This is a genomic window from Kribbella sp. NPDC051952 (assembly GCF_040680855.1).
In the GTDB taxonomy this organism is placed as follows: domain Bacteria; phylum Actinomycetota; class Actinomycetes; order Propionibacteriales; family Kribbellaceae; genus Kribbella.
The window spans coordinates 16,150-35,939 of sequence record NZ_JBFAXQ010000028.1; the positions used below are offsets into that span (position 1 = coordinate 16,150).

Genomic DNA, 19,790 nt, shown 5'->3' on the forward strand with positions numbered 1-19,790 from the left:
TTCCGGAAAGTGTTCCCGCAATCGACGCTATATGCTCGAATGTGACGCTTCTTCCTGCTGAAGGACCGAAAATTGCTCTCCAGTGACACTGACGTGACCGTGCTGCGGCTCCAGGACTACGTCTCGCCGGGCGACACGTACTACATCGGCCGCCGGACGGAGTCCGTCCGGTTCGTCGGCCGGCTGCACACGCACGACGACTTCGCCGAGCTGACCTGGATCGAGTACGGCGGCCTCCTGCATGTCGTGGGGGGCACGAGCCGGCTGCTCGAGGCGGGCGACCTGGTCTTCATCCGGCCCGATGACGTCCACCTCTTCCGGAAGGTCCCCGGCCGGAAGTTCTCGCAGGTGAGCGTCTCGTTCCCGAGCGAGACGCTGAGGGCGCTCGAGACCCGGTACTTCGACACCGCCGGCTGGGCCTGGTCCGACGGCGGCCTGCCTGTCACACACCGGCTCGACAGCGTCCAGTTGCAGCGACTGACCGAGCTCACCTCGGTTCTCGTCGCCGGCCCCGCGGGCCGCCTCCCACTCGAGCGATTCCTGCTCGAACTGTTCTGCGATCTCATCGGCCGGCAGGGCGGCACCAGCCTGCCCACCTGGCTGACCGAGGCCATCACCCGGATCGCCGATGACCCGGTTGCGCTGACCGAAGGCGTGACGGGACTGGCGAGGGTTGCGGGCCGCAGCCGCGAGCACGTCAACCGAGTGATCCAGGCAGGCACTGGGCAGACGGCGACGGCGCTGATCAATCAGCTCCGGCTGGACCGGGCCGCGTCCCAGTTGCGGATGACGGACCGTCCGATCGCCTCGGTCGCCATGGACTGCGGCTTCCCGTCACTCAGCCACTTCTACCGACTGTTCAACGACCGCTTCAAGGCGACCCCTCGCCACTACCGGGTGGTCTCCACCGTCTCCGGCCAACGCCCGGCCGCCAGCACCTCCCGCTAGCCGATGGTGAGCGGGATCTGACCGGCTGTCGATCTGTGCGAGTCTCGTTCGTCAGAGTTGACGAAGGATTCGTTTCGACCGAGGAGTGCAGCAATGGTGATCGACACCGTCTTCCCCATCGTGGTCAGTGCCGACCTGCCGCGGCTGTTGCCGTTCTACACCGAGGTTCTCGGTGGCGAGCAGGTGTACCAGTTCCCGCCGGAGGGTGCACCGGCGTACGTCAGCCTGCGCTTCGGCCAGGCCTCGCTCGGCCTCGGCCACGACCCGGCGTACACCCGAGCCACCGGCACCCCGGCGATCTCACTCTGGCTGTACGTCGATGACTGCGATGCGGCCGTGGAAGGGATCCGCAAGGCCGGCGGACGGATCACCCAAGAGCCGGCCGACCAGCCGTGGGGCGAACGCGAGGCCCGCGCCGAGGACCCCGACGGCAACCTCCTCGTCGTCGGCCAGCACGCCAGCACCTGATCGACCCTGGCGTCGTACGAACCGCTAGCCGCGGCTCATGTGCTTCTTCCTTGCGCCGTGGCCCTGCCATCGCGGCAGGGTCAGCAGCGCGTCGAGCGCTGGATCCCCCTCCGCAGTGCGCAGGTGCCGCAGCCGTCCGTCATGGTGAACGCGGATCCGCGCCCCCCGGCCGCCATCGGCGTCCAGAACGTACGCCCGGGCTCCCCCGCGATCCAGCCACCGGACGAAATCCGCGACGGACGACTCCTCCGGCCAGCGGTCCCCGCTGTCCCACCGGACGGCGGTGATACCCCTCGGGTCGTCATCCATCCCATTCACCTGGACCGCGGTGACAAACACCGTCGTGAAGCTCGCCAAGCTGGCCATCAAACGTTCCTTCCGCCCGACCTCATCATGGCCCGAGGTACGCGGTCAGGAAAGACCCAGAGCCGGCGCGTTCGCCCGCATCTTGGCGAGAGTCGTGACGCCCGGTATCCGAACATCTGAAGTTGCGTTGATCCGATCCCGGGATCGGGACGTGTCGATGGATGACCGACGACAGTAGGTGAGTTCGGTAGCACTTTCCGCGTCCGACCAAGAGGGGTGAAGGGAATGGCCGAGATCAGATTCGAGTTCCTCCGGCCACCGAGGGCGTGGTGCGGTGAACGTCTGCTCGACCTCGGTCCGGCCCGCCAGCAAGGCGTTCTGGCTGTCCTGGCCCTGAACGCCAACCGCGAATTCACCAGTGACGAACTGCTCGCCGCTGCCTGGGACGACGATCCACCGCAGACCGGTGTGAAGGTAGTTGCCTCGTACATCTATCGGATTCGAGCTCTCCTTCCCCATCCTGAAATGCTCCGGACTTCGCCGCACGGATACCTGCTCACCCTGGTCGACAACCAGACGGATACCGGACAACTGGCCGCCCTTCTCGGAGACGGCAGGCGTGCCCGGTTCGCCGGCGATCTGAGGGGCGCGACCGACTGCTTCGCGTCGGCTCTCGACCTCTTCCAGGGCGAGCCGCTGGGTGGTCTGTCGGGCCGGTATCTCGAGTCACAGCGGCGCAAGCTCTGCGAACTGCGCCGCCAAATCCAGCGCGAACGAATCGACCTCATCATGCGGCTGGGGCGTCTCAACGACGCGCTCACCGAACTCGTCGAGCTCGCCACCCAGGACCCGCTCGACGAGCATGTCGCGGCCCAACTCATGCTCGCCTGGTACTTGGACGGCCGACCGTCCTCAGCGCTCGACGTCTATCGCCGTACGCGGAACGTCCTGATTGAGGAGCTCGGGATCGAACCCGGCCCGGCGCTGAGATCGCTGCACTGGTCCATCCTGTCCAACTCGGTCCGTACGGCGTGCTGCGAGCACGACTGCACCAGGGACGCCGGCTGATGAACCTTCACCGATCCTCCGACGCGGAGCTGATCCGGCTGCACGGGATCAGCGATCCGAACGCTCTCGGCGTACTGCTCCGGCGGCACCAGGACCGGATGTGGACGGTCGCGATCCGCATCCTCGGCGAGCACGACGAGGCCGCCGCCGCACTGCAAGACGCCTTCGCCTCGATCGTCCGGCGCACTCCTCGAAGCTGTGCCGACGCCGACGTGATCATCTGGCTGCACAAGACAGTGGTCGACGCGTGCCTCGCCCGAATCACCCGTCGTCAGGCCCGCGAACGCCGCTCGGACATCCTGGAAGCCCTTCAGCACCTCGCCCCGGAGCAGCGCATCGCTCTCGTCCTGGTCGACATGCAGGGCTACTCACCCGAGCAGGCCGCCACCATCCTGGGCTGCACACCAATCACCGTGCGCCATCGCTGCGCCCGCGGTCGAGCCCGGCTACTCCCTCTACTGCCGGCCCGCGCCAAACGCTGATGAACGACCTTCAGGTTCCCGACCCGAGTGTGTTGTTTCTGTAAACAAAGAGGTCTCGGACTGGTAACAGTTCAGGAGCGGTACGGCATAGTCACACGCGTCAGGAGTTCGACTCGGTGAGCAGGTCACGGGGACCGGGCCGCATGTAGGCCACGCTCGGGAGAAATCCGTGGATTCTCAGGACCAGGCACCACCCCCACCCGCCAACTCTGATGCGCCCGCGTCGACCTCTTCTTCCGGACCGGCCCGGCACAGCTCGCGTCCGGCCAGGTCCAACCGGCGGACGATGCTTGGCATCGCCGCCGCCTCGACCGTGGCCGCGGGTGGTGTCGTTGCCGACGTACTGACGCGGCCCGATCTGACTGCCGAGGCGTTGGCTCCGAGCCGTGCGGGAGGTGGAACGGCGGCCAAGCCGGCACCACGTCCGAAGCCGGCCGGACAGCGGATCAGTGCTGTGCAGCAACCCGCGAAGGTCGCGTCGAAGTCGGATCGGGACGCGAGCTACACGGCGACGGACAAGCCGCGCAAGCCCAGCGCACAGGGTTCGTACCCGAGCTTCGCAGCGGCGGCCCAGGCCGGCCGGACGACTCAGGGCGTGCTTGTAGCGAAGGCCGGCAAGCTGACGACCGCGCAGGCCAAACGGCATCTGCTCAACCGGGTCACGTTCGGGGCCCGACCGAGCGATGTGGCCGAGCTCGACCGGCTCGGGATCGACAAATGGCTCACCCAGCAGCTCTCGCCGACCGCCGCCGACCCGTCCGGCAACCAGGCCTGGGGGGCGTTCCCCTTGGCCGGTGCGTCGTCGTCCGCGATCCACAGCGGGGTCAAGCAGTACGCATGGGATGCCATGTTCCAGACCGGGTTCGCCACCCTGGGCCGCCAGATCTACGGGCGGCGACAGCTGTTCGAAGTCGTGGTCGACTTGTTCTCCAACCACCTCAACGTCGCCACGCCGTCGGACCGCGGCTGGGACGTAGCCCCGCAGTACGCCACCCAGGTCATCCGCAAGCATGCCTTCGGCAAGTTCTCGGACATGCTCAAGGCCGCGATGCGGCATCCGGCGATGCTGCGGTTCCTCGACAACGACCAGTCCACCCGCGAGAGCGTCAACGAGAACCTCGGACGGGAACTCCTCGAGCTGCACACCGTCGGCGTCGCCTCCGGCTACACCGAGAAGGACGTCCGCGCGAGCGCGTACATCCTCAGCGGCCGCGGCGCCGACGACAACGGGAACTTCAAGTACGACGCTGCTCGCCACCGCCCCGGGCGAGTCAACGTCCTCAAGTTCTCCGCCTCCAACACCAGTGCGTCCGGAGGACTCGCACTGGGCGATCGCTATCTCGACTATCTGGCTCACCACCCCGCCACGGCCGCGACGATCGCGCGCAAGCTCGCGGTCCGGTTCGTCAGCGACACCCCGTCGCAGGCGTTGGTCTCGTCGCTGGCCAAGGTGTACACGGCCAACAAGACCGCGATTCTGCCGGTGCTGGTGGCGTTGTTCCGCAGCAAGGAGTTCTGGAACTCGTTCGGGCTGCGGACCAAGCGACCGCTCGAGGACGTGGTCGGCACCGCTCGTGTGCTCGACCTGCCGTTCACCGCCGACACCAAAGAGGGCCTGCAGAACCTGTACTGGCAGCTCAACGGGCTCGGCCACGCACCGCTGGCCTGGGCGCCGCCGAACGGCTACCCCGACGTGACCGGCGCCTGGCTGTCGGCCGGGCAGATGCTGCAGCGGTGGAGTGTGCACCGCGCGCTCGCCCATGGATGGTGGAAGGGCCTGAAGCACGACAAGTTGCCTCAGGACCTGCAGCCGCGCAGCTCGGACACCTATCAGGCCTGGTTCGACCGGCTCGGTAAGCGGCTGGTCGGCCAGCGGCTCGACAGCCGGCACCGCGGTGCCCTGCAAGCCTTCGTCCAGGCCCGGCAGTCCAGCCGGGTCGACACCAACAAGATGCAGTGGCAGGCAGGCCATGTCATCGCTCTCGTTCTCGACTCCCCCGCCTTCCTGGTGCGCTGAGCACCACCTCGTTCTTGAAGCTCGTCCCCACCCCACCCGCTGGAGTACGTCATCGTGAGCACCAACACGCCTGATCATCCCGACACACCGTCGTCTCGTCCGTCCGCGGACGAGTCGATCCCAGCCGAGTCGATCCCGGCCGAGACCCTGTCGACACTGCACCCCGACTGTCCCGACTGGCGCCGGCTCGGACCGACGTACGCCGATGCCGCGATCCGCGCGCATGCCGCCGCGGTTACCGCCGATGCGAGCGACCGGGCGGCGCGGTGGAGCTTCGGGTTCACCCGCCGCCGTGCCCTGGCCGGCGGTCTCGGCCTCGGAGTCGCCGCACTGGCGGGCCAGCTGATCACGGCCCGGGTGTCGCTCGCGTCCGGTGAGGCTGCGACCGACGGGACGCTGCTCGTCATCTTCCTGCGGGGCGGGCTGGACGGGCTGTCCGTGCTCGTGCCGACCGAGGACCCGAACCTGTTGAAGGCCCGGCCAGGCATCGCGGTTCGCGCGGGTTCGCTGATCCCGTTCGATCGTGGCTTCGGACTGCACCCGTCGCTGGCGCCGCTGAAGCCACTGCTCGACGCCGGGCGGCTGGCCGCCGTACCCGCAGTGTCGACGCCGGACCTCTCACGCAGTCACTTCCAGGCCCAGGAGTGCTTGGAGCGCGGCGGTTCCAGCTCGTCCAGCGTCCAGACCGGCTGGCTCGACCGGGTTCTGGAACAACTCGGTCCTGGTACGACGTTCCGCGGCGTCGGACTCGGTCACCAGACCCCGCGGTCGATGCTCGGTCCTGCCAACCCGCTGATGATGACTGCGTTGAAGGACACTGCGGTCCGGGGAATGGACGGGGTCGCACCGCAGACGCTGCAAGCCCTCCGGGCGCTCTACACCGGGCTCGACCACCCGTTGGCTGCACCCGGGATGAGTGCGCTGGAGGCCTCGGCCCAGGCCGAGAAGCTGAGCGCGGTCGAACCGCCGGCAAACACGCGCGGCTACCCCGAGAACGACTTCGGCAAGGCGCTGGCGTCGATCGCGACCCTGATCAAGAACAAAGCCGGCGTACGGGTGGCGACGGTCGATGTCGGCGGCTGGGACATGCACACCGGCATCGGCACCGTCGACCAGGGCGACATGATGCGGGGGCTGGGCGAGGTCGCCGCGGCCCTGGCCGCGTTCGCGAAGGACCTCGGCCCGGCCATGGACAAGACGACAGTCGTGACGATGAGCGAGTTCGGCCGACGAGTCGAGCAGAACGCGAACAGCGGCGCCGACCACGGCCACGGCGGACTGGCCCTCGTGCTCGGCGGCGGCGTAAAGCGCGGGGTCCACGGAGCCTGGGAGGGACTCGCACCCGCCGTACTGGACCAGGGCGACGTCCCCGGCACCAACGACTACCGCAACGTCCTCTCCGAGATAACCAACCGAACCCTCGGCCTGTCCCCCACCCAACTCAGCAAGGTCTTCCCCGCCTGGAAACCACAGGCCCTAGGCATCATGGCCTGACAGGTCCTGCGCCGTCAGGTCGCCTCGTCATCCGTTGGTTCGACGAGATGTTTGCGGATGAAGATCCGCGGATCGAGGTCCTGTACGTCGGGGCCTCAGACCAGTAGCTCGGGAACTCCGATGTCGAACACACAGATGGCTAGCTGCGGTGCCGCGGCTCGGCCTCTGCCGATGTTTGCGCGCGCTCGCCGGTGGGCGTCTCGCCAAGCCCCGGCTTCTTGAGGTGTGGGCCGACCTCGTCTTCCCAGATCTTCTTCGACTTGCCGAGTTGGCGCACCAACGCCGGCAACTTCGCCGATCCGAACAGCAGCACCACGATGGCGAGAATGACGAGCCACTCCGCACCCTGCGGCATACCTAGAAGTGCCAGCATGACGTCTCCAGCTCCTGGACAGCAGATCCGCAAAGGTACTTCGGAGCCACGCGGCCACAGGATCGGTACGAATCTCGAACACGCCGAAGCTGCCGACTCGGACCCATCCGGTCGGGCGAGGGCTCCGAAGGGTCTACCGACCCCAGGACGCATTTCCGCCCAGATCGGCCCTGGTCATCGCGAGGATCAGGGTCAAGCACCCGGCTTGCCGAGTACGACATGACCCCACTCGCTCGGCAAGCTGGGTCGCCCGCAACTCGGGCACATCCATCGGGCGGAGCTCTCCGAATCGGGTCTGAGAGGTTTCCGACCGGAAGGCCGACTGTATGTATGCGCCCGCACCGCTGCGACGAGGACTGAACCGGTCAGGACTCCTGTTGCTGGGGCCGGCCTTCGTGGCAGCGGTCGCGTACGTTGATCCAGGCAACTTCGCGACGAACATCGCCGCCGGCGCGACCTACGGGTACCTACTGTGCTGGGTCGTCGTCGGCGCGAATCTGCTCGCGGTCCTGGTGCAGTACCTGGCGGCCAAGGCGAGCATCGCGACCGGTCGCAGCCTTCCACAGCTGTGCCGCGATCACTTCCGCCGTCCGACCGTGCTCGGCTTGTGGGGTCAGGCCGAAGTGGTTGCCCTGGCCACCGACCTCGCCGAGGTCGTCGGCGGTGCGATCGCGCTGAACCTCCTGTTCAGCATTCCGCTGCTCGCCGGCGGAGTGATCACCGGTGTGGTGTCGTTCGGTTTGCTGTTGTACCAATCGCGCCGGGGTCAGCGACCGTTCGAGACCGCGATCATCGGCCTGCTGGCCGTCGTACTGGCCGGATTCGTCGTATCGACGATCGAAGCGGCGCCCAAGGCAACGAGTGTGGTCGGCGGCCTGGTCCCCCGGCTGGACGGCACCGAGTCCCTGGTCCTCGCGGCCGGGATGCTCGGAGCAACCGTGATGCCGCACGCGATCTGGCTGCACGGCGCTCTCATCACCGACCGGCACGCGAAGACCTTGCGCACATCAGGCGGACGCGAGCGCGTTCTCAAAGCGACCCGGATCGACGTCGCGGTCGCGATGGCACTGGCTGGTGCCGTAAACCTCGCGATGGTGGTCGTCGCCGCGGCAGCCTTGACCGGCAGCGGCACCGAGTCCCTCAGCGACGCACACGCCGCGATCGGCGATCGGCTCGGCCAGGCGCCCGCACTGCTGTTCGCGCTGGCGTTGCTGGCCAGCGGATTCGCCTCCTCGTCAGTCGGCACGTACGCCGGCTCCGTCATCCTCGACGGATTCCTCCGCCGCAAGGTCCCCGTCCTCGCCCGGCGACTGATCACCCTCCTGCCGGCTCTCGCCGTACTTGCCATCGGCATCGACCGACCCGCGCCCTCGTCATCTCCCAAGTCGTCCTGAGCTTCGGCATCCCCTGCGCCCTCTGGCCATTGGTCAAGCTCACCGCATCCCGCCGAGTAATGGGTGCCCAGGTCAACCGCACCGTCACCACAATCGCCGCCTGTCTAGTAGCCACAGCCGTCACCACCCTGAACGTCGTACTGATAGTCCTAACCGTCCGCGGCTGATCAGCGACAACGTCAGCTCTCAGTGGGTTTCAGAAGTCACTCGGCAAGAAGCTGTTCGCGCAGGATGTCGGCGTGTCCGCAATGCTGGGCCAGCTCCCGCAAGACTTGCAGGTACACCCAACGAAGCGTGCGCGGTCCACGCCGGTGGCCCGTCACCACTGCATCCAGCGGCAGATCAGCAACCGCCGCCCGGGCCGTGGCACAAGCCTCCTGGTGGGCTGCCGTGACCGAAGCAGCAGTGTCGTCGGCCGTGACCCGGAAAGACTCATCCGGACTCTGCACCAGGCCAAGCGCTCGGCGCGACCTGCCGCCAACACACTCCTCGAACCACACCCTCTGCATCCACGTCACGTGCTTGAGTAGCCCGAGCAAGGTCGTCGCCGACGAGACGAGTCGGCGTCGCACCTGTTCCTCGGAAAGACCGTCGAGAGTCGCCTCAATGGCGCAGCGATACTCCTCGACAAACGCTTCAAGCTGCGTACGTTCGTCATCCACCAGCACATCGAACGAACCCATCAATCTCCAATCACGCCGCCCACGGCGAGCCGCCAATCCAGTCTCACAACTCTTGCTCCACGAGTCCGCGCCAGTTAACCAGTCCACCCCCCAAGCACCTCAGCAGGCACAGGGAGAAGATCTTCACTTGCCGCTTGCATCTTCCGTCGCGCGCTTCTTCACTCTGACAGCCCCTCCGAGCGCGGATCCCACTGCTGGTTCAGCACTCCTGTCCGATAGATCACCGGCGCGCTCCTTGCGTTACAACCTGGCTGTGCCGATACCTCGCTCTCCGGCCGATCTAGAACCTCGGTGGGACTTCAGTTGGTTGGGTCAGCGTTTTACCTGGTTTCGGATTGAGAGGGCCAGGACGCCCAGGAGAAGTGGGCCGAGGAAGCCCAGGGCTATCTGGATCGCTCGTCCCGCAGGTGTGATCGGCCGGGACTGTCCTGACTTCAGGATCGACACCGTGCTGTCCACCGTTTGATCCAGGGCGGTTCCCCATCCTGGCTCCGCACCGGAGATCGTCACCTGTCGGTAGCTCAGCGGCTGACCCGCGGCCTGTGGCTGGACCGGACGGAATTCGACCGCCTGGGTGGGTGCGAGACCGATCGTCGCGAAACCTACGGTTCCCAGTGCCAGAAGAGCGAGAAGCGCCATGACGGCCCGCGCTGCCCGCAAGCCGTAACCGGAGATCAGCCAGTACAACCGCAACACCCAGCGCTCGCCGATCGTGCTGTTGGCGGCGTAGTGCCGCATCTGCATCTCGCCGTAGTAGAAGTCGGCCGCCCCCGGCTCGTTCTTCACGTCCTCCTGGGCTCTGCGAAGTTGTCGGTAGATCACAGCGATCTGCTCCGCGCCGAGCTTGCCGACACCTTGTCCCCAAGCCCTAGCGTGAGCGCGATCGAGCACCGGCGAGCCCGACTTCAAGCCAGATCGGAACGCAAGCTCCTCGGCCAGCAGTTGGCGCCGGCTGTAACGCCAGATCGGGAACTTGCCGATCGCAAGCCTGCGCGGAGCGTGCGCGAACGGGCAACGACCCTCGAGGCTCAACTTGTCGAGCCGACGTGCATCCACGAAATGACACCGCGCGAGGTCGATGTTCACCAGCGTCAACCGCGACGCATCGACTCCCCGCAGCGAGGCGAGACAGACGCCGCGGCCCGCGCCGGCCGCATCGATCGACGCCTCGTCGAGTTCCTTCGGCGGTGCGTAATATTGATCCACCGAGAAGGGCCTGGGCTGAGAAGCCAGAACCACAGTGGATTCCGAGTTCAATCCGTCCAGCTGAACGGTCGCACGTCTGAGACGCAGCATCGCCGACTCTGCAAACGATGTCTCCTTACACGACACCTCGGCCGCCGCTGCCTCAAGCTCGACCGGCCGGAGAAAAGTCGCTCGGTCGAAGACGAGTCGTTGCCCGACCACGACCGGCCCGAGCTGCCTGAGGCCTTCGAACGTCGCCTCGCCAAGATCAAGCTTCTTTCCGATCTGCGCACCGGCGAGGTGCAACCCCTCGCGAATCTTTGCCTTCGTCAACATCAGATCCTCGGCGACGACTGCATCGGTGAAGCTGACGCCTTCGGCGACGTCGATGTTGTCGAACCAGGCCCCGCTTGCAAAGGTCGTCCGGGCGAAGTACGCATCGCGGTGGAACCGCGCATCACCAAAACTGGCTCGCCCCGTGAACGATGCCTTGGCGAAGCGTGCCTGGTGCTGGAACGCGACCTCTTGGAACCATGCGTCCCCCAGGAACTCGGCACGCAAGAACGAGGCATCGTCACTGAACCAGGTTTGGGTAAACCGCGCGTACCCCTCGAAGATCGCACGGTCGAACTTCGCCTCCCCGAAATGCGGTCGGTCGTCTGTCACCGCGTTCAGCAGGGCCGCCAGCAGCTCCTCCGAGAACGTCGTGCCCCGCGCGTCGATGTCAGATCCCGGAGCCAGCCCGGACAGATATGCGTCTCGATCGCGAGCATCGAGGTGCGCGAGGCACAAGCGATGAGACTCCACACGCACGCCAGGACACTTCGTACGCCGGGTCCTGCACGTCGGCCAGTTCGGTGCCGCGTCTTCGAGCAACACCGCCGATCCTTGCTGTTGCGATCCTGCCGCAGGCGCCGCCTGTCCGTCAGTCATACCGAAGCCCCATCACCTTGCACTCTTCCCTCGCACCTGACCCCAACGCCCTTGCACCCTGTATCGATCGTGGGGACCAACTGTTACGAAAGTTGGTTCGGCGGGTCTGGTTCTTCGATCATTGCGTAGGCAGGCTGAGGACCGCGTTGGCGAAGGCGGTTGGGGTCTCTTGGGGGACGTTGTGGCCGATGTTCGGTAGTGAGCGGATCTCGCAGTGGCCGGTGAAGTGAGGGCTATCGTCGAGGCCCGCTGGACCAATTACGCCGTCGGCTCGCCGGAGTTCGCGATGTCCTGGATCGCGTAGCCACCGCAGGTGACCAGGCCCGTGATGCGCTCCGGCCACAGGGCTGCGGCGATGCACGCGGCCCGGCCGCCCCAGTCGTAGCCCGCGACCACGGCCCGGTTGATCTCCAACGCGTCCATGAAGTCCAGCAGGTCCTGGCCCAGCGCCGCCTGCTGCCCGGAACGCAGGGTCCGGGAATCGCGAAATCTCGTCGGGCCGTAGCCGCGCAGATAGGGGGCGACGACGTACCGGCCGCTCGCCACGAGTTCGTCTGCCACAGCGTCGTACGCGCGTGCGTCTTAAGGAAAGCCATGCAGGAGGATCACCGGAACGTCGCCCGCATCCGGCTCGCCGGCCGCCTCATAGCCGATCTCGAGCACGGGCGTGCTCACACTGGCCTGAATGGGGAAACTCATGACCTCATCGTCGCACCGGGGTCCGACACAATCGCCCGAACCGACGACCTCAGCGCACAGCCGACCGATCCGAGGACGGCTTCAGGGGCACGTTTTCTCGTAGGGCCGATCGCCGAAAGCCTGGGTCCATTCGCCAAGAGTCAGGTTGCGACCGGCCATGGCGCACGCGTAAGCCATGGTCTGGTTGATTCGTGTGTCCCACAAATAGGTCTTGCCGTCGTACGCCGCGATCGTGACGAGATCGCTGCCACCGGCGAAGGTGGCGTGCACTGCGACCGGCTCGCCCTCAGCGGAGATGGCGAGAGTGCCGAGGAGATCGAGGGTATGAGCGTCCCACAGGCTGACGGTGCCATCCGCGGCTCCCGACACGATGCGGCTGCCATCCGGCGAGAAGCGGATGCTGATGCCCTCGTCGGTGTGTCCGGTCGTCGCTGCCCGCCTCAACCTGCCCGATTCGGTATCGATGGTCAGCACCGCGCCGTCCGCTCCGGTGCCTGCGATCAGTCGACCGTCGGGCGAGTACGCGCTGGAGTTGAGGCGAACCGGCAGACCTCCACTCCGAAGGGGCTCGCCGGTCGCTGCGCGGACGATTCGCCAGTTCTGCCTGGAGACTCCGTCGTCGTTCTGGAAGAGCGCCGCCGTCACACCGTCCTTCGACGACGCCACGCAGCAGTCTGTGGTGAAGGTCGACGTCGCACTCACGGGTGACAGGTCCAAGCCGACGTAGGTCGTGCCTTCCGGCCCGCTGGTGACGATGCGATTGCCGTGGTCGACGTACCCGACCGTGAATGCGAGGATGCCACGCTCCCTGCGGACCGTGCCGGTCCGGGCGTCGACGATCTTGATCGTGTCGAGATCGTGGACGGCCAACTCTTGTCCGTCCGGGTGCCACGCCGCCGGCGTCCGTGCCACTGGCGGCAGTTCGAGGTCGAGACGGGTAGGGCTCGTCAGCGTGCCGGTGGTCGCATCCGCAAGCCTCATCCAGGATGTCTTGCCCTCTCGCCACAGGTACGCCGTTTTCTGTCCGATGCCGGCGGCAAGGACATGGAGGTACTGGCGCGACGGAACGGTCTGCGTCGCGCGGAGGTACGGCCGCTGCCCATCGAGATCGTAGATCCGCAGGATGCCGTCGTCTCCGCCGGCATACAGGCGCCGCGCGTCCGGGCTGAAGGCAACAGCCCATGACGCTTCGGTCGTCTTGACACGAAGGCGTGGGGCGCCGGTGGCTACCTCCCAGATCACGACCTCGCCGCCGGAATGAGCCGTAGCCAGTTGTCTGCCGTCGCCGGAGAAGGCCATGTCGAGAGGTGGATCGGTCTCGCTTCGCAGCACTTTGACCGTCTTCCCCGTACGCGCATCGACCAAGGTTGTTGTCGTCCTGTCGCTCCGATCGGGACCAGGATGCTGAAACGCCAAGAGGTCGCCCTTCTTGGTGAGCGCCGCGATGGGGGGACCGACTGTGGTCTCGAAGATGGGACCACCCTGGAGATCTGGCCGCCGCCACAATCGCTTGCCGGTGACAACGTCGTAGGCAGTGAGCGGCCACTGGCCATAGATTGTGTGGCCGTCCGGGCTGAGGACGACGCTCTGGGAGGCATTGGTCATCGCTACCTTGCGCGGTGGCCGACCAGGCGCGTGGAGGTCCCAGACCAGACCGAATGCGTCAGAGTAGTAGGACGCGCCGTACATGCTGGCAGCGAGAAAGCGACCGTCCGCACTGAAGGCAAGGCTGTCGAAGCGCAGGTCGTCCATCCGCGGGAGCATGGGCTGGGGCGCCACGGGCTCCAAGGTTTCAGCGCTCAACAGCACGAGTGGCCAGCGAGGATCGAGCTCTTCCTCAGCATTCCCGGCCAGGGCGGCGACCAGGCGGCCGTCCGGGCTGAATCTCGCTTTCGTGAAGACGTCGTCGTCCGCCGCTACCGGACCAAAGCTGTACGAATGCAGAACATCCCCTGATCGAGCGTCGTACAGCTGGAGCGTCACATCGTTGTCGCCGGCGATGATCCGGCTGCCATCGGGCGAGACGTCGAGGTGTTCGATCCGGCCGAGGGGCGCTGAGGTGGACCGAAGCAGGAGCGGGCGTTTGTTCATCGCGGCCACCAGGTTGGCCCGTGTCTCCGGTGAGTCTTCGAGGCGGACGCCCTGGGCGGCAAGCAGGAGCGAGTGGCTGATGTCCTCGGTCAGGAGCGCGCGAGTACCGATCTGGCGGGCCAGTTCCCTGGTTGCCGCCTGTTCGGCAAGATCTGCCTGGCGTACGGCGATCAGCCCCGCGATCAGCGCTCCGACGAGCAGGACGGCCCCCGTGGCGAGCGCGGCCCGGAGCCTCCGGTTGATCCTGACCTGCAGACGGGACTGGCTTTCCGCCGCACGCAACTCCGTCTCGGACAGTCGCTTGCTCGCGGCAACGAATCCGTCCTCGGTCGCGGTCAGTGTCGGCGTCGTACGATCTCTCCATTCCAGGGCCTTGGCGAGACGAACTCCACGGTAGAGCTCGCTTTCGGGACGGCCCAGGCTGTTCCAGGAGTCGGCAGCGGCAGCGAGGTGGTGCAGAACGCGCTGACCCTCGAGGTCCTCCTCGAGCCATCCGCGCAGTCGTGGCCACGCGCGGACCAACGCCTCGTGGGCGATCTCTACGACGCCGGTGTCGCTGGTGACCAGCCTCGAAGCCGCCAACAAGTCGATCATCACGTCGTCCTCCGGACGGGTGACAACCAGCCGGCGCGGCAGACGGCTGCGAACCGGCTCGCCTTCCGGACCAGGCGCGACCAGGCGCAGCAGCAAATCGCGCAACACCGCCCGCTGCTCCGGCGAGAACCGTTCGTACACCTCTTCGGCGGACTGAGCGACGGCACCGCGGATCCCGCCCGACGCGTTGTAGCCGGCGACGGTCAGCGTGCGACCTTCCCGGCGCTGCCAGGTCTCGCGCAAGGCGTGCGACATCAATGGAAGCGCGCCGGGTTGGTCATCCACCTCGTTGACCAGCAGGTCGACGAGGCCCGGTTCGACGACCAGGGACGCCAGCCGAGCGGGCTCCTCGATCGCGGACCGCAGATTGGTCTGCGTCATTCCGGGCAACAGGTAGAGCCCTCGCTCGACCATCCGTGCGAAGGCGGGATGGGAGGCGACATCAGCGAGTCGATCGGCTCGGATCGACATGACCAGCGGTGCCACCGCCTGGTGAGCGCTGAGTGCGGTCAGGAAGGTGGTCCGCTCGGTGGCGTCCTTGCAGAGCGAGAAGATTTCTTCGCATTGATCCACGAGCAGCACCGGCGAATGCCCCGCACCGGGCATCGCAGCCGCCATCGCAGCGACCGGATGCGATCCCGGCGTCATCACCACGACCCGCACGCCATCGCGATGCAAGGCTGCCGCGACCCCAGCCCGTACCAAGGACGACTTGCCGCAGCCAGACGGTCCAACGACAGCCAGCACCGATTCTTCGGACAGCTTGTACAGGCAAGCTGCGATATCGGAGTCGCGACCGAAGAAACCGTCCGCGTCGTCCACGCCGTACGACTGAAGGCCCGGGTATGGGCAGACTGCGCTCGGTTCCGGCAGTGCGCTCGCCGCCACTAGGGACGGATCCTGCCGCAGGATCGCCTGCTCCAAGGCGTCGAAGGCGGGGTTGGGGTCGAGGCCGAGGTCGCGGTTGAGCACGGTGCGCAGTCGGTGGATCGTCCGCAACGCCTCACTCTGACGTCCGGACTGGTACTGCGCGGTGGCCAGCAGGATCCAGCGACGCTCACGCAATGGCTCCTCGGCCACCATCGCCTGCGCCTTGGCCAGTACCTTGTCATGCTGACCCGATCGCAGCGCCGATTCGACGTACAGCTCTTCGGCCGCGTGCCGCAACTCGGTCAGCCGCGAAGCCTCGATCCGGGCCGCATCCCATCCGTCCAACTCGGTGAGCGGCCGGCCCCGCCACAAGGTCAGCGCGTCCGCGAGAACCAGCGCGGACCGTTCGGGTTCGCCTGCCGCCAGCAGCTCCCTGGAACGACCCACAGCGCGCTCGAATCGCTGGGCGTCGATCTCATCGAGCGGTACGGCGAGCCGGTAGCCGAGCGGCAGCGTCTCGATCGCGTGGGCGCCGAGGATCTTGCGGAGCCGTACTACGCAGCCCTGGATCACCTTCGGCCACGACGGCGGTAGCTCCTCGCCCCACAACGCGTCGGCAAGCCGCTCGGCACTGACGACCTCGCCAGGATGCACGGCCAGCGCTGCAACCACGACGCGATCACGTCGTCCGAGTGTCTTCTGATCCCCCTCGATCGTGAGCGGGCCGAGCACGTCGATACCCACCTCTCGACTGTCGACCTCCCCTGGCAGGGCGTCAACGGCACCGATACCGCCGTGATACCGAGCGCAGCGGCCGCGATACCGCCCTGAGCGACGACAGGAACACCCAGCAGCTGGCGAACCCGGACTGCCACCGGCGGTCCTGCCAGACGCGAACAGGAGGACGGGTCATGACAACATTCCGGGGATTCAGGAATCACAGAACAGCATTCGCAGTCGCGTTCGCCGCGGCCACGCTTGCCCTGCTCGTAGGGTCGGCGAGTCCGTGGGAATCCGACTCCGCGAGCCAACCTGCGCAGGTCCAGGCAGACGACTGGCCGGACGAAGGGTCCGGCTACCCCGGGTACGGAGAATCGTCGCCAATGAAGCTGGTGCCAAGCGACTGGCCGGACGAAGGCACCGGCTACCCCGGGTACGCAGACCAGCCGGCACCAACGGGCGCCGGGGTCGAATGAGCGGTGGCACGGCCCTGACGCTCGGTAGCATCTTGGGTGTGGTGGGTGATGGGGTGGAGAGGCCTGAGCTTGTTGAGCGTGCTGGTGTTTTTTTGCCGGCTGGTAGTCGGGTCCGGCAGGTGTTCATCTGCCAGACGGCGCCGTACTTCTGGCTGTTTGTTGTCAACTACCTGACGTTCTTGACGATCTTCTGGATTCGGTTTCGCTGCGTGGCGGTCGTTGACGACGGAATCTACGTGCTCGAGAGCAGCAAGTTCTCTGGTGGCGCCAAGCCGCAATCTCTCGTCGGGGTGTTGCCTCGGCAGACCCAGCTCGGCCCGGTATCGGGTGTGTGGGGAGAGATCGAACTGCTCGGCAAGAGGCACTGGGTGCACAAGCGGTTCCACCACCTCATCGACGCAGCCGACCAGGAGGCCGGCTACGCGAAGCCGACATCCTGAGGGCCCATCCATTTGATGAGACTGCCCCACGGCAGGACGGTAAAAAGTTAGGTTAGTTCATCGGATTAGTACACAATCCCGGAGGCCACCATGAGCGTCACCGATGAACTGCTCGCAAACGCCGAGCGATATGCGGAGAACTTCGACAAGGGCGATCTGCCGCTGCCGCCCGCCAAGCACGTCGCCGTGGTGGCGTGCATGGACGCACGGCTCAACCCGTACGGTCTGCTCGGCCTGTCGGAAGGTGACGCGCACGTGATCCGGAACGCCGGCGGCGTCATCACAGCGAACGAACGCCGCAGCCTCGCCATCAGCCAGCGCCTCCTCGGTACGACGGAGATCATCCTGATCCACCACACCGACTGCGGGATGCTGACCTTCACCGACGACGAGTTCAAGGCATCGATCCAGGCCGAGACCGGCCTGAAGCCCGACTGGGCCGCCGAAGCGTTCTCCGACCTCGAGGCCGACGTCCGGCAATCGCTCGAGCGCATCGCCGCCGATCCCTTCATCCCGGTCAAGGACTCGGTCCGCGGGTTCGTCTACGAGGTCGAAACCGGCCACCTGCGCGAGGTGAAGAACTAGCGTCCGTCCGGGGTGGCTTCCTACGGCCACACGGTCAGCCGGCGCCTCGATCGAACCATCGAGGTCGAGCAGTGACTGAGCGTGAGCACACCAGGTACTGACCGGGCCGTGCTGTTTCTGCCGAACATGCGCGAGTATGGGCAGCATGGAGCAGCAGATTCTGGAGCTGGCGCAAGAACTGGCGGAGATCGGCCGGCTGGTGGACGACGACGATGTGGTCACGATCCTCAACCGGTTCGTGAGCCGCGTCGTGTTGAGCGTCCCCGAGTGTGAGGAAGCTGCGATCACCGTGCTCACATCGGGCACACCCGACATCCTCGCTCGCCACCACAAGACCGCGGACGCGGTGGCCGAACCGTCGCGGGCCGCACTCGCCGCACACCTGAGCGCCACCGACGGCCCGTTGCACGAAACCCTGCTGTACGCCGAGCCCCGCCATATCGGTGACCTTGCCGCGGATCACCGCTACCCGGAGTTCGCCGCCGCCGCCATCAACGCCGGCTACCGCAGCTGCCTGCTGCTCCCCCTTCCCTCCGCCGGAACCAGCGCGGCCGCGGCGTTCAGCCTGTTCTCCGTCAAACCGGATGCCTTCAGCAGTACGTCGTACGACATCGTCCTGCTCTTCGCGCTCAATGCCGGAGTCGCGTTCGACAACGTGACGCTCTACGACAACAGCACCAAGCTGATCGAGCAACTCCAGGCAGCGCTGCACACCCGAACGATCATCGGACAGGCCCAGGGCATCCTGATGCACCGGTACGAGATCACCTCGGACATCGCCTTCGAAGTCCTCAAACGCGCCTCACAGGACACCAACGTCAAGCTCAGGGCAGTGTCACTGCAACTCGTCGAAGCCCAGAACGCCGGCAACCTCTCGGACACCCTCCACACCTACGGCCTCGCCATCGGCTGATCAGTGTGCCGGGCTGGAAACCTTCAGTTGGGGTAGGACCTTCTCGCCGAACACATCGATGAACTCGGCTTGCTCCTGGCCGACGTGATGTAGATAGATCGCGTCGAAACCCAACTCGGCGTACGAGTTGAGCCACTCTGCGTGCCGAGCCGGGTCGGACGAGATCCGCACGGCCTGGTGCATCGATTCGGGCCGGACGTGTTCAGCCGCCTGGTCGAACGCCTCAGCCGTGTCCGTGTCCCAGCAGAACGGCGGCGCGAACACATTGGTCCGCCACTGATCGTGCGCGATCCGAACGGCTTCGTCCTCGTCGGAGTGGTAACTCACGTGGACCTGCAGGCAGACCTTCCCGCGGCCGCCATTGTCCCGGTACGCCGAGATCATCCGGCGCAGGTGATCCTCGTCGGCCGCCACCGTGATCATCCCGTCGGCCCAGCCGGCACACCACTCGGCGGTAGCGGTAGACATCGCCGCAGCCAGCAGGGCGGGTGGCTCGGCAGGAAGAGTCCACAGCCGGGCGCGGTCGACGGTCACGAGGCCGTCATGACTCACCTCCTCACCCTGCAGCAGGTGCCGGATCACCCCGACGCACTCCTCGAGCCGCTGGTTGCGGTGTGCCTTCCGCGGCCAGCGCTCGCCCGTGATGTGCTCGTTGCTCGCCTCTCCCGTACCGAGCGCAGCCCAGAACCGACCGGGATACATCGAGCCCAGGGTGCCGATCGCCTGCGCAATAATCGCCGGGTGATACCGCTGGCCGGGAGCGTTCACCACTCCGAACGAAAGACCGGTGGCCTGCAATGCCGCGCCGAGCCAGGCCCAAGCGAACCCGGACTCCCCCTGACGCACGCTCCACGGGCTGAAGTGATCCGAACACATCGCCGCTGTGAAGCCTGCCTGTTCAGCTCGCACCACAGCCGCCAGCAACTCGCCGGGCGGCACCTGCTCATGAGAGGCATGAAATCCGAAGACAGTCATCTCTCCCCGTGCCCATCAACCACAACATCTAGTCGACGGGAATCAGCTGCCGCGCCTGGATCCATCTGGTCGACGG

General features: G+C 66.4%; 16 protein-coding genes and 1 pseudogene. 10 read left to right on the top strand and 7 right to left on the bottom strand.

Translation table 11 applies throughout. The features are described 5' to 3' along the window. Positions 1-93: 93 nt before the first annotated feature. Both AB0L70_RS34985 and AB0L70_RS34990 read left to right on the top strand, forming a co-directional pair. Positions 94-948, top strand: coding sequence for an AraC family transcriptional regulator (locus tag AB0L70_RS34985; protein WP_363691099.1), 855 nt, complete (start codon positions 94-96; stop codon positions 946-948). Between the two features lie 93 nt (positions 949-1,041). Beyond that, positions 1,042-1,416 carry a VOC family protein gene (locus AB0L70_RS34990; protein WP_363691100.1) on the top strand — a complete coding sequence of 125 codons (375 nt, stop codon included), beginning with the start codon at positions 1,042-1,044 and terminating at the stop codon, positions 1,414-1,416. A gap of 24 nt (positions 1,417-1,440) precedes the next feature. Here AB0L70_RS34990 and AB0L70_RS34995 read toward each other — a convergent pair whose 3' ends face one another. After that, positions 1,441-1,782 carry a hypothetical protein gene (locus AB0L70_RS34995; RefSeq protein WP_363691101.1) on the bottom strand — a complete coding sequence of 114 codons (342 nt, stop codon included), beginning with the start codon at positions 1,780-1,782 and terminating at the stop codon, positions 1,441-1,443. 225 nt (positions 1,783-2,007) lie between these two features. On the opposite strand from AB0L70_RS34995, the gene AB0L70_RS35000 reads away from it, so the two are divergent. The 4 genes from AB0L70_RS35000 (at position 2,008) to AB0L70_RS35015 (ending at position 6,783) form a co-directional block, all read left to right on the top strand. Continuing rightward, entirely contained in the window at positions 2,008-2,790 is a 783-nt protein-coding gene (locus AB0L70_RS35000; protein WP_363691102.1) for an AfsR/SARP family transcriptional regulator, read from the top strand. Then, positions 2,790-3,272 (top strand): sigma factor-like helix-turn-helix DNA-binding protein, encoded by a 483-nt coding sequence (locus tag AB0L70_RS35005; protein ID WP_363691103.1) that lies wholly within the window; start codon positions 2,790-2,792, stop codon positions 3,270-3,272. The genes AB0L70_RS35000 and AB0L70_RS35005 overlap by 1 nt, the downstream gene beginning before the upstream one ends. Positions 3,273-3,441: 169 nt before the next feature. Further along, a complete protein-coding gene (locus tag AB0L70_RS35010) occupies positions 3,442-5,289 on the top strand; it encodes a DUF1800 family protein (protein WP_363691104.1) in 1,848 nt (615 codons plus the stop codon). Between the two features lie 54 nt (positions 5,290-5,343). After that, complete coding sequence (locus tag AB0L70_RS35015; RefSeq protein ID WP_363691105.1) at positions 5,344-6,783, top strand: DUF1501 domain-containing protein; 1,440 nt, start codon at positions 5,344-5,346, stop codon at positions 6,781-6,783. Between the two features lie 139 nt (positions 6,784-6,922). Here AB0L70_RS35015 and AB0L70_RS35020 read toward each other — a convergent pair whose 3' ends face one another. Continuing rightward, a complete protein-coding gene (locus tag AB0L70_RS35020) occupies positions 6,923-7,156 on the bottom strand; it encodes a twin-arginine translocase TatA/TatE family subunit (protein ID WP_363691106.1) in 234 nt (77 codons plus the stop codon). Between the two features lie 380 nt (positions 7,157-7,536). On the opposite strand from AB0L70_RS35020, the pseudogene AB0L70_RS35025 reads away from it, so the two are divergent. After that, positions 7,537-8,717: pseudogene (locus AB0L70_RS35025) on the top strand (Nramp family divalent metal transporter). Between the two features lie 36 nt (positions 8,718-8,753). On the opposite strand, the gene AB0L70_RS35030 reads toward AB0L70_RS35025, so the two are convergent. The 4 genes from AB0L70_RS35030 to AB0L70_RS35045 all read right to left on the bottom strand — a co-directional run bounded on the left by AB0L70_RS35030 (position 8,754) and on the right by AB0L70_RS35045 (position 16,349). After that, the gene (locus AB0L70_RS35030) at positions 8,754-9,233 is read right to left on the bottom strand and encodes a DinB family protein (protein WP_363691107.1); all 480 of its coding nucleotides are present in this window, start codon (positions 9,231-9,233) and stop codon (positions 8,754-8,756) included. 312 nt (positions 9,234-9,545) lie between these two features. Further along, positions 9,546-11,351, bottom strand: coding sequence for a pentapeptide repeat-containing protein (locus tag AB0L70_RS35035; protein WP_363691108.1), 1,806 nt, complete (start codon positions 11,349-11,351; stop codon positions 9,546-9,548). 258 nt (positions 11,352-11,609) lie between these two features. Then, entirely contained in the window at positions 11,610-11,912 is a 303-nt protein-coding gene (locus AB0L70_RS35040) for an alpha/beta fold hydrolase (protein ID WP_363691109.1), read from the bottom strand. A 219-nt stretch (positions 11,913-12,131) separates the two neighbouring features. After that, entirely contained in the window at positions 12,132-16,349 is a 4,218-nt protein-coding gene (locus AB0L70_RS35045) for a BTAD domain-containing putative transcriptional regulator (RefSeq protein WP_363691110.1), read from the bottom strand. Positions 16,350-16,797: 448 nt separating this feature from the next. On the opposite strand from AB0L70_RS35045, the gene AB0L70_RS35050 reads away from it, so the two are divergent. From AB0L70_RS35050 to AB0L70_RS35060, 3 genes are all read left to right on the top strand, one after another. After that, positions 16,798-17,241 (top strand): hypothetical protein, encoded by a 444-nt coding sequence (locus tag AB0L70_RS35050; RefSeq protein ID WP_363691111.1) that lies wholly within the window; start codon positions 16,798-16,800, stop codon positions 17,239-17,241. A gap of 90 nt (positions 17,242-17,331) precedes the next feature. Beyond that, positions 17,332-17,826 carry a carbonic anhydrase gene (locus tag AB0L70_RS35055; protein WP_363691112.1) on the top strand — a complete coding sequence of 165 codons (495 nt, stop codon included), beginning with the start codon at positions 17,332-17,334 and terminating at the stop codon, positions 17,824-17,826. A 145-nt stretch (positions 17,827-17,971) separates the two neighbouring features. After that, positions 17,972-18,739, top strand: a complete 768-nt coding sequence (locus tag AB0L70_RS35060; protein ID WP_363691113.1) for an ANTAR domain-containing protein — start codon at positions 17,972-17,974, stop codon at positions 18,737-18,739. Here the strand turns inward: AB0L70_RS35060 and AB0L70_RS35065 are convergent, their stop codons facing one another. Beyond that, positions 18,740-19,714, bottom strand: coding sequence for a TIGR03885 family FMN-dependent LLM class oxidoreductase (locus AB0L70_RS35065; protein WP_363691114.1), 975 nt, complete (start codon positions 19,712-19,714; stop codon positions 18,740-18,742). Positions 19,715-19,790 lie beyond the last annotated feature (76 nt).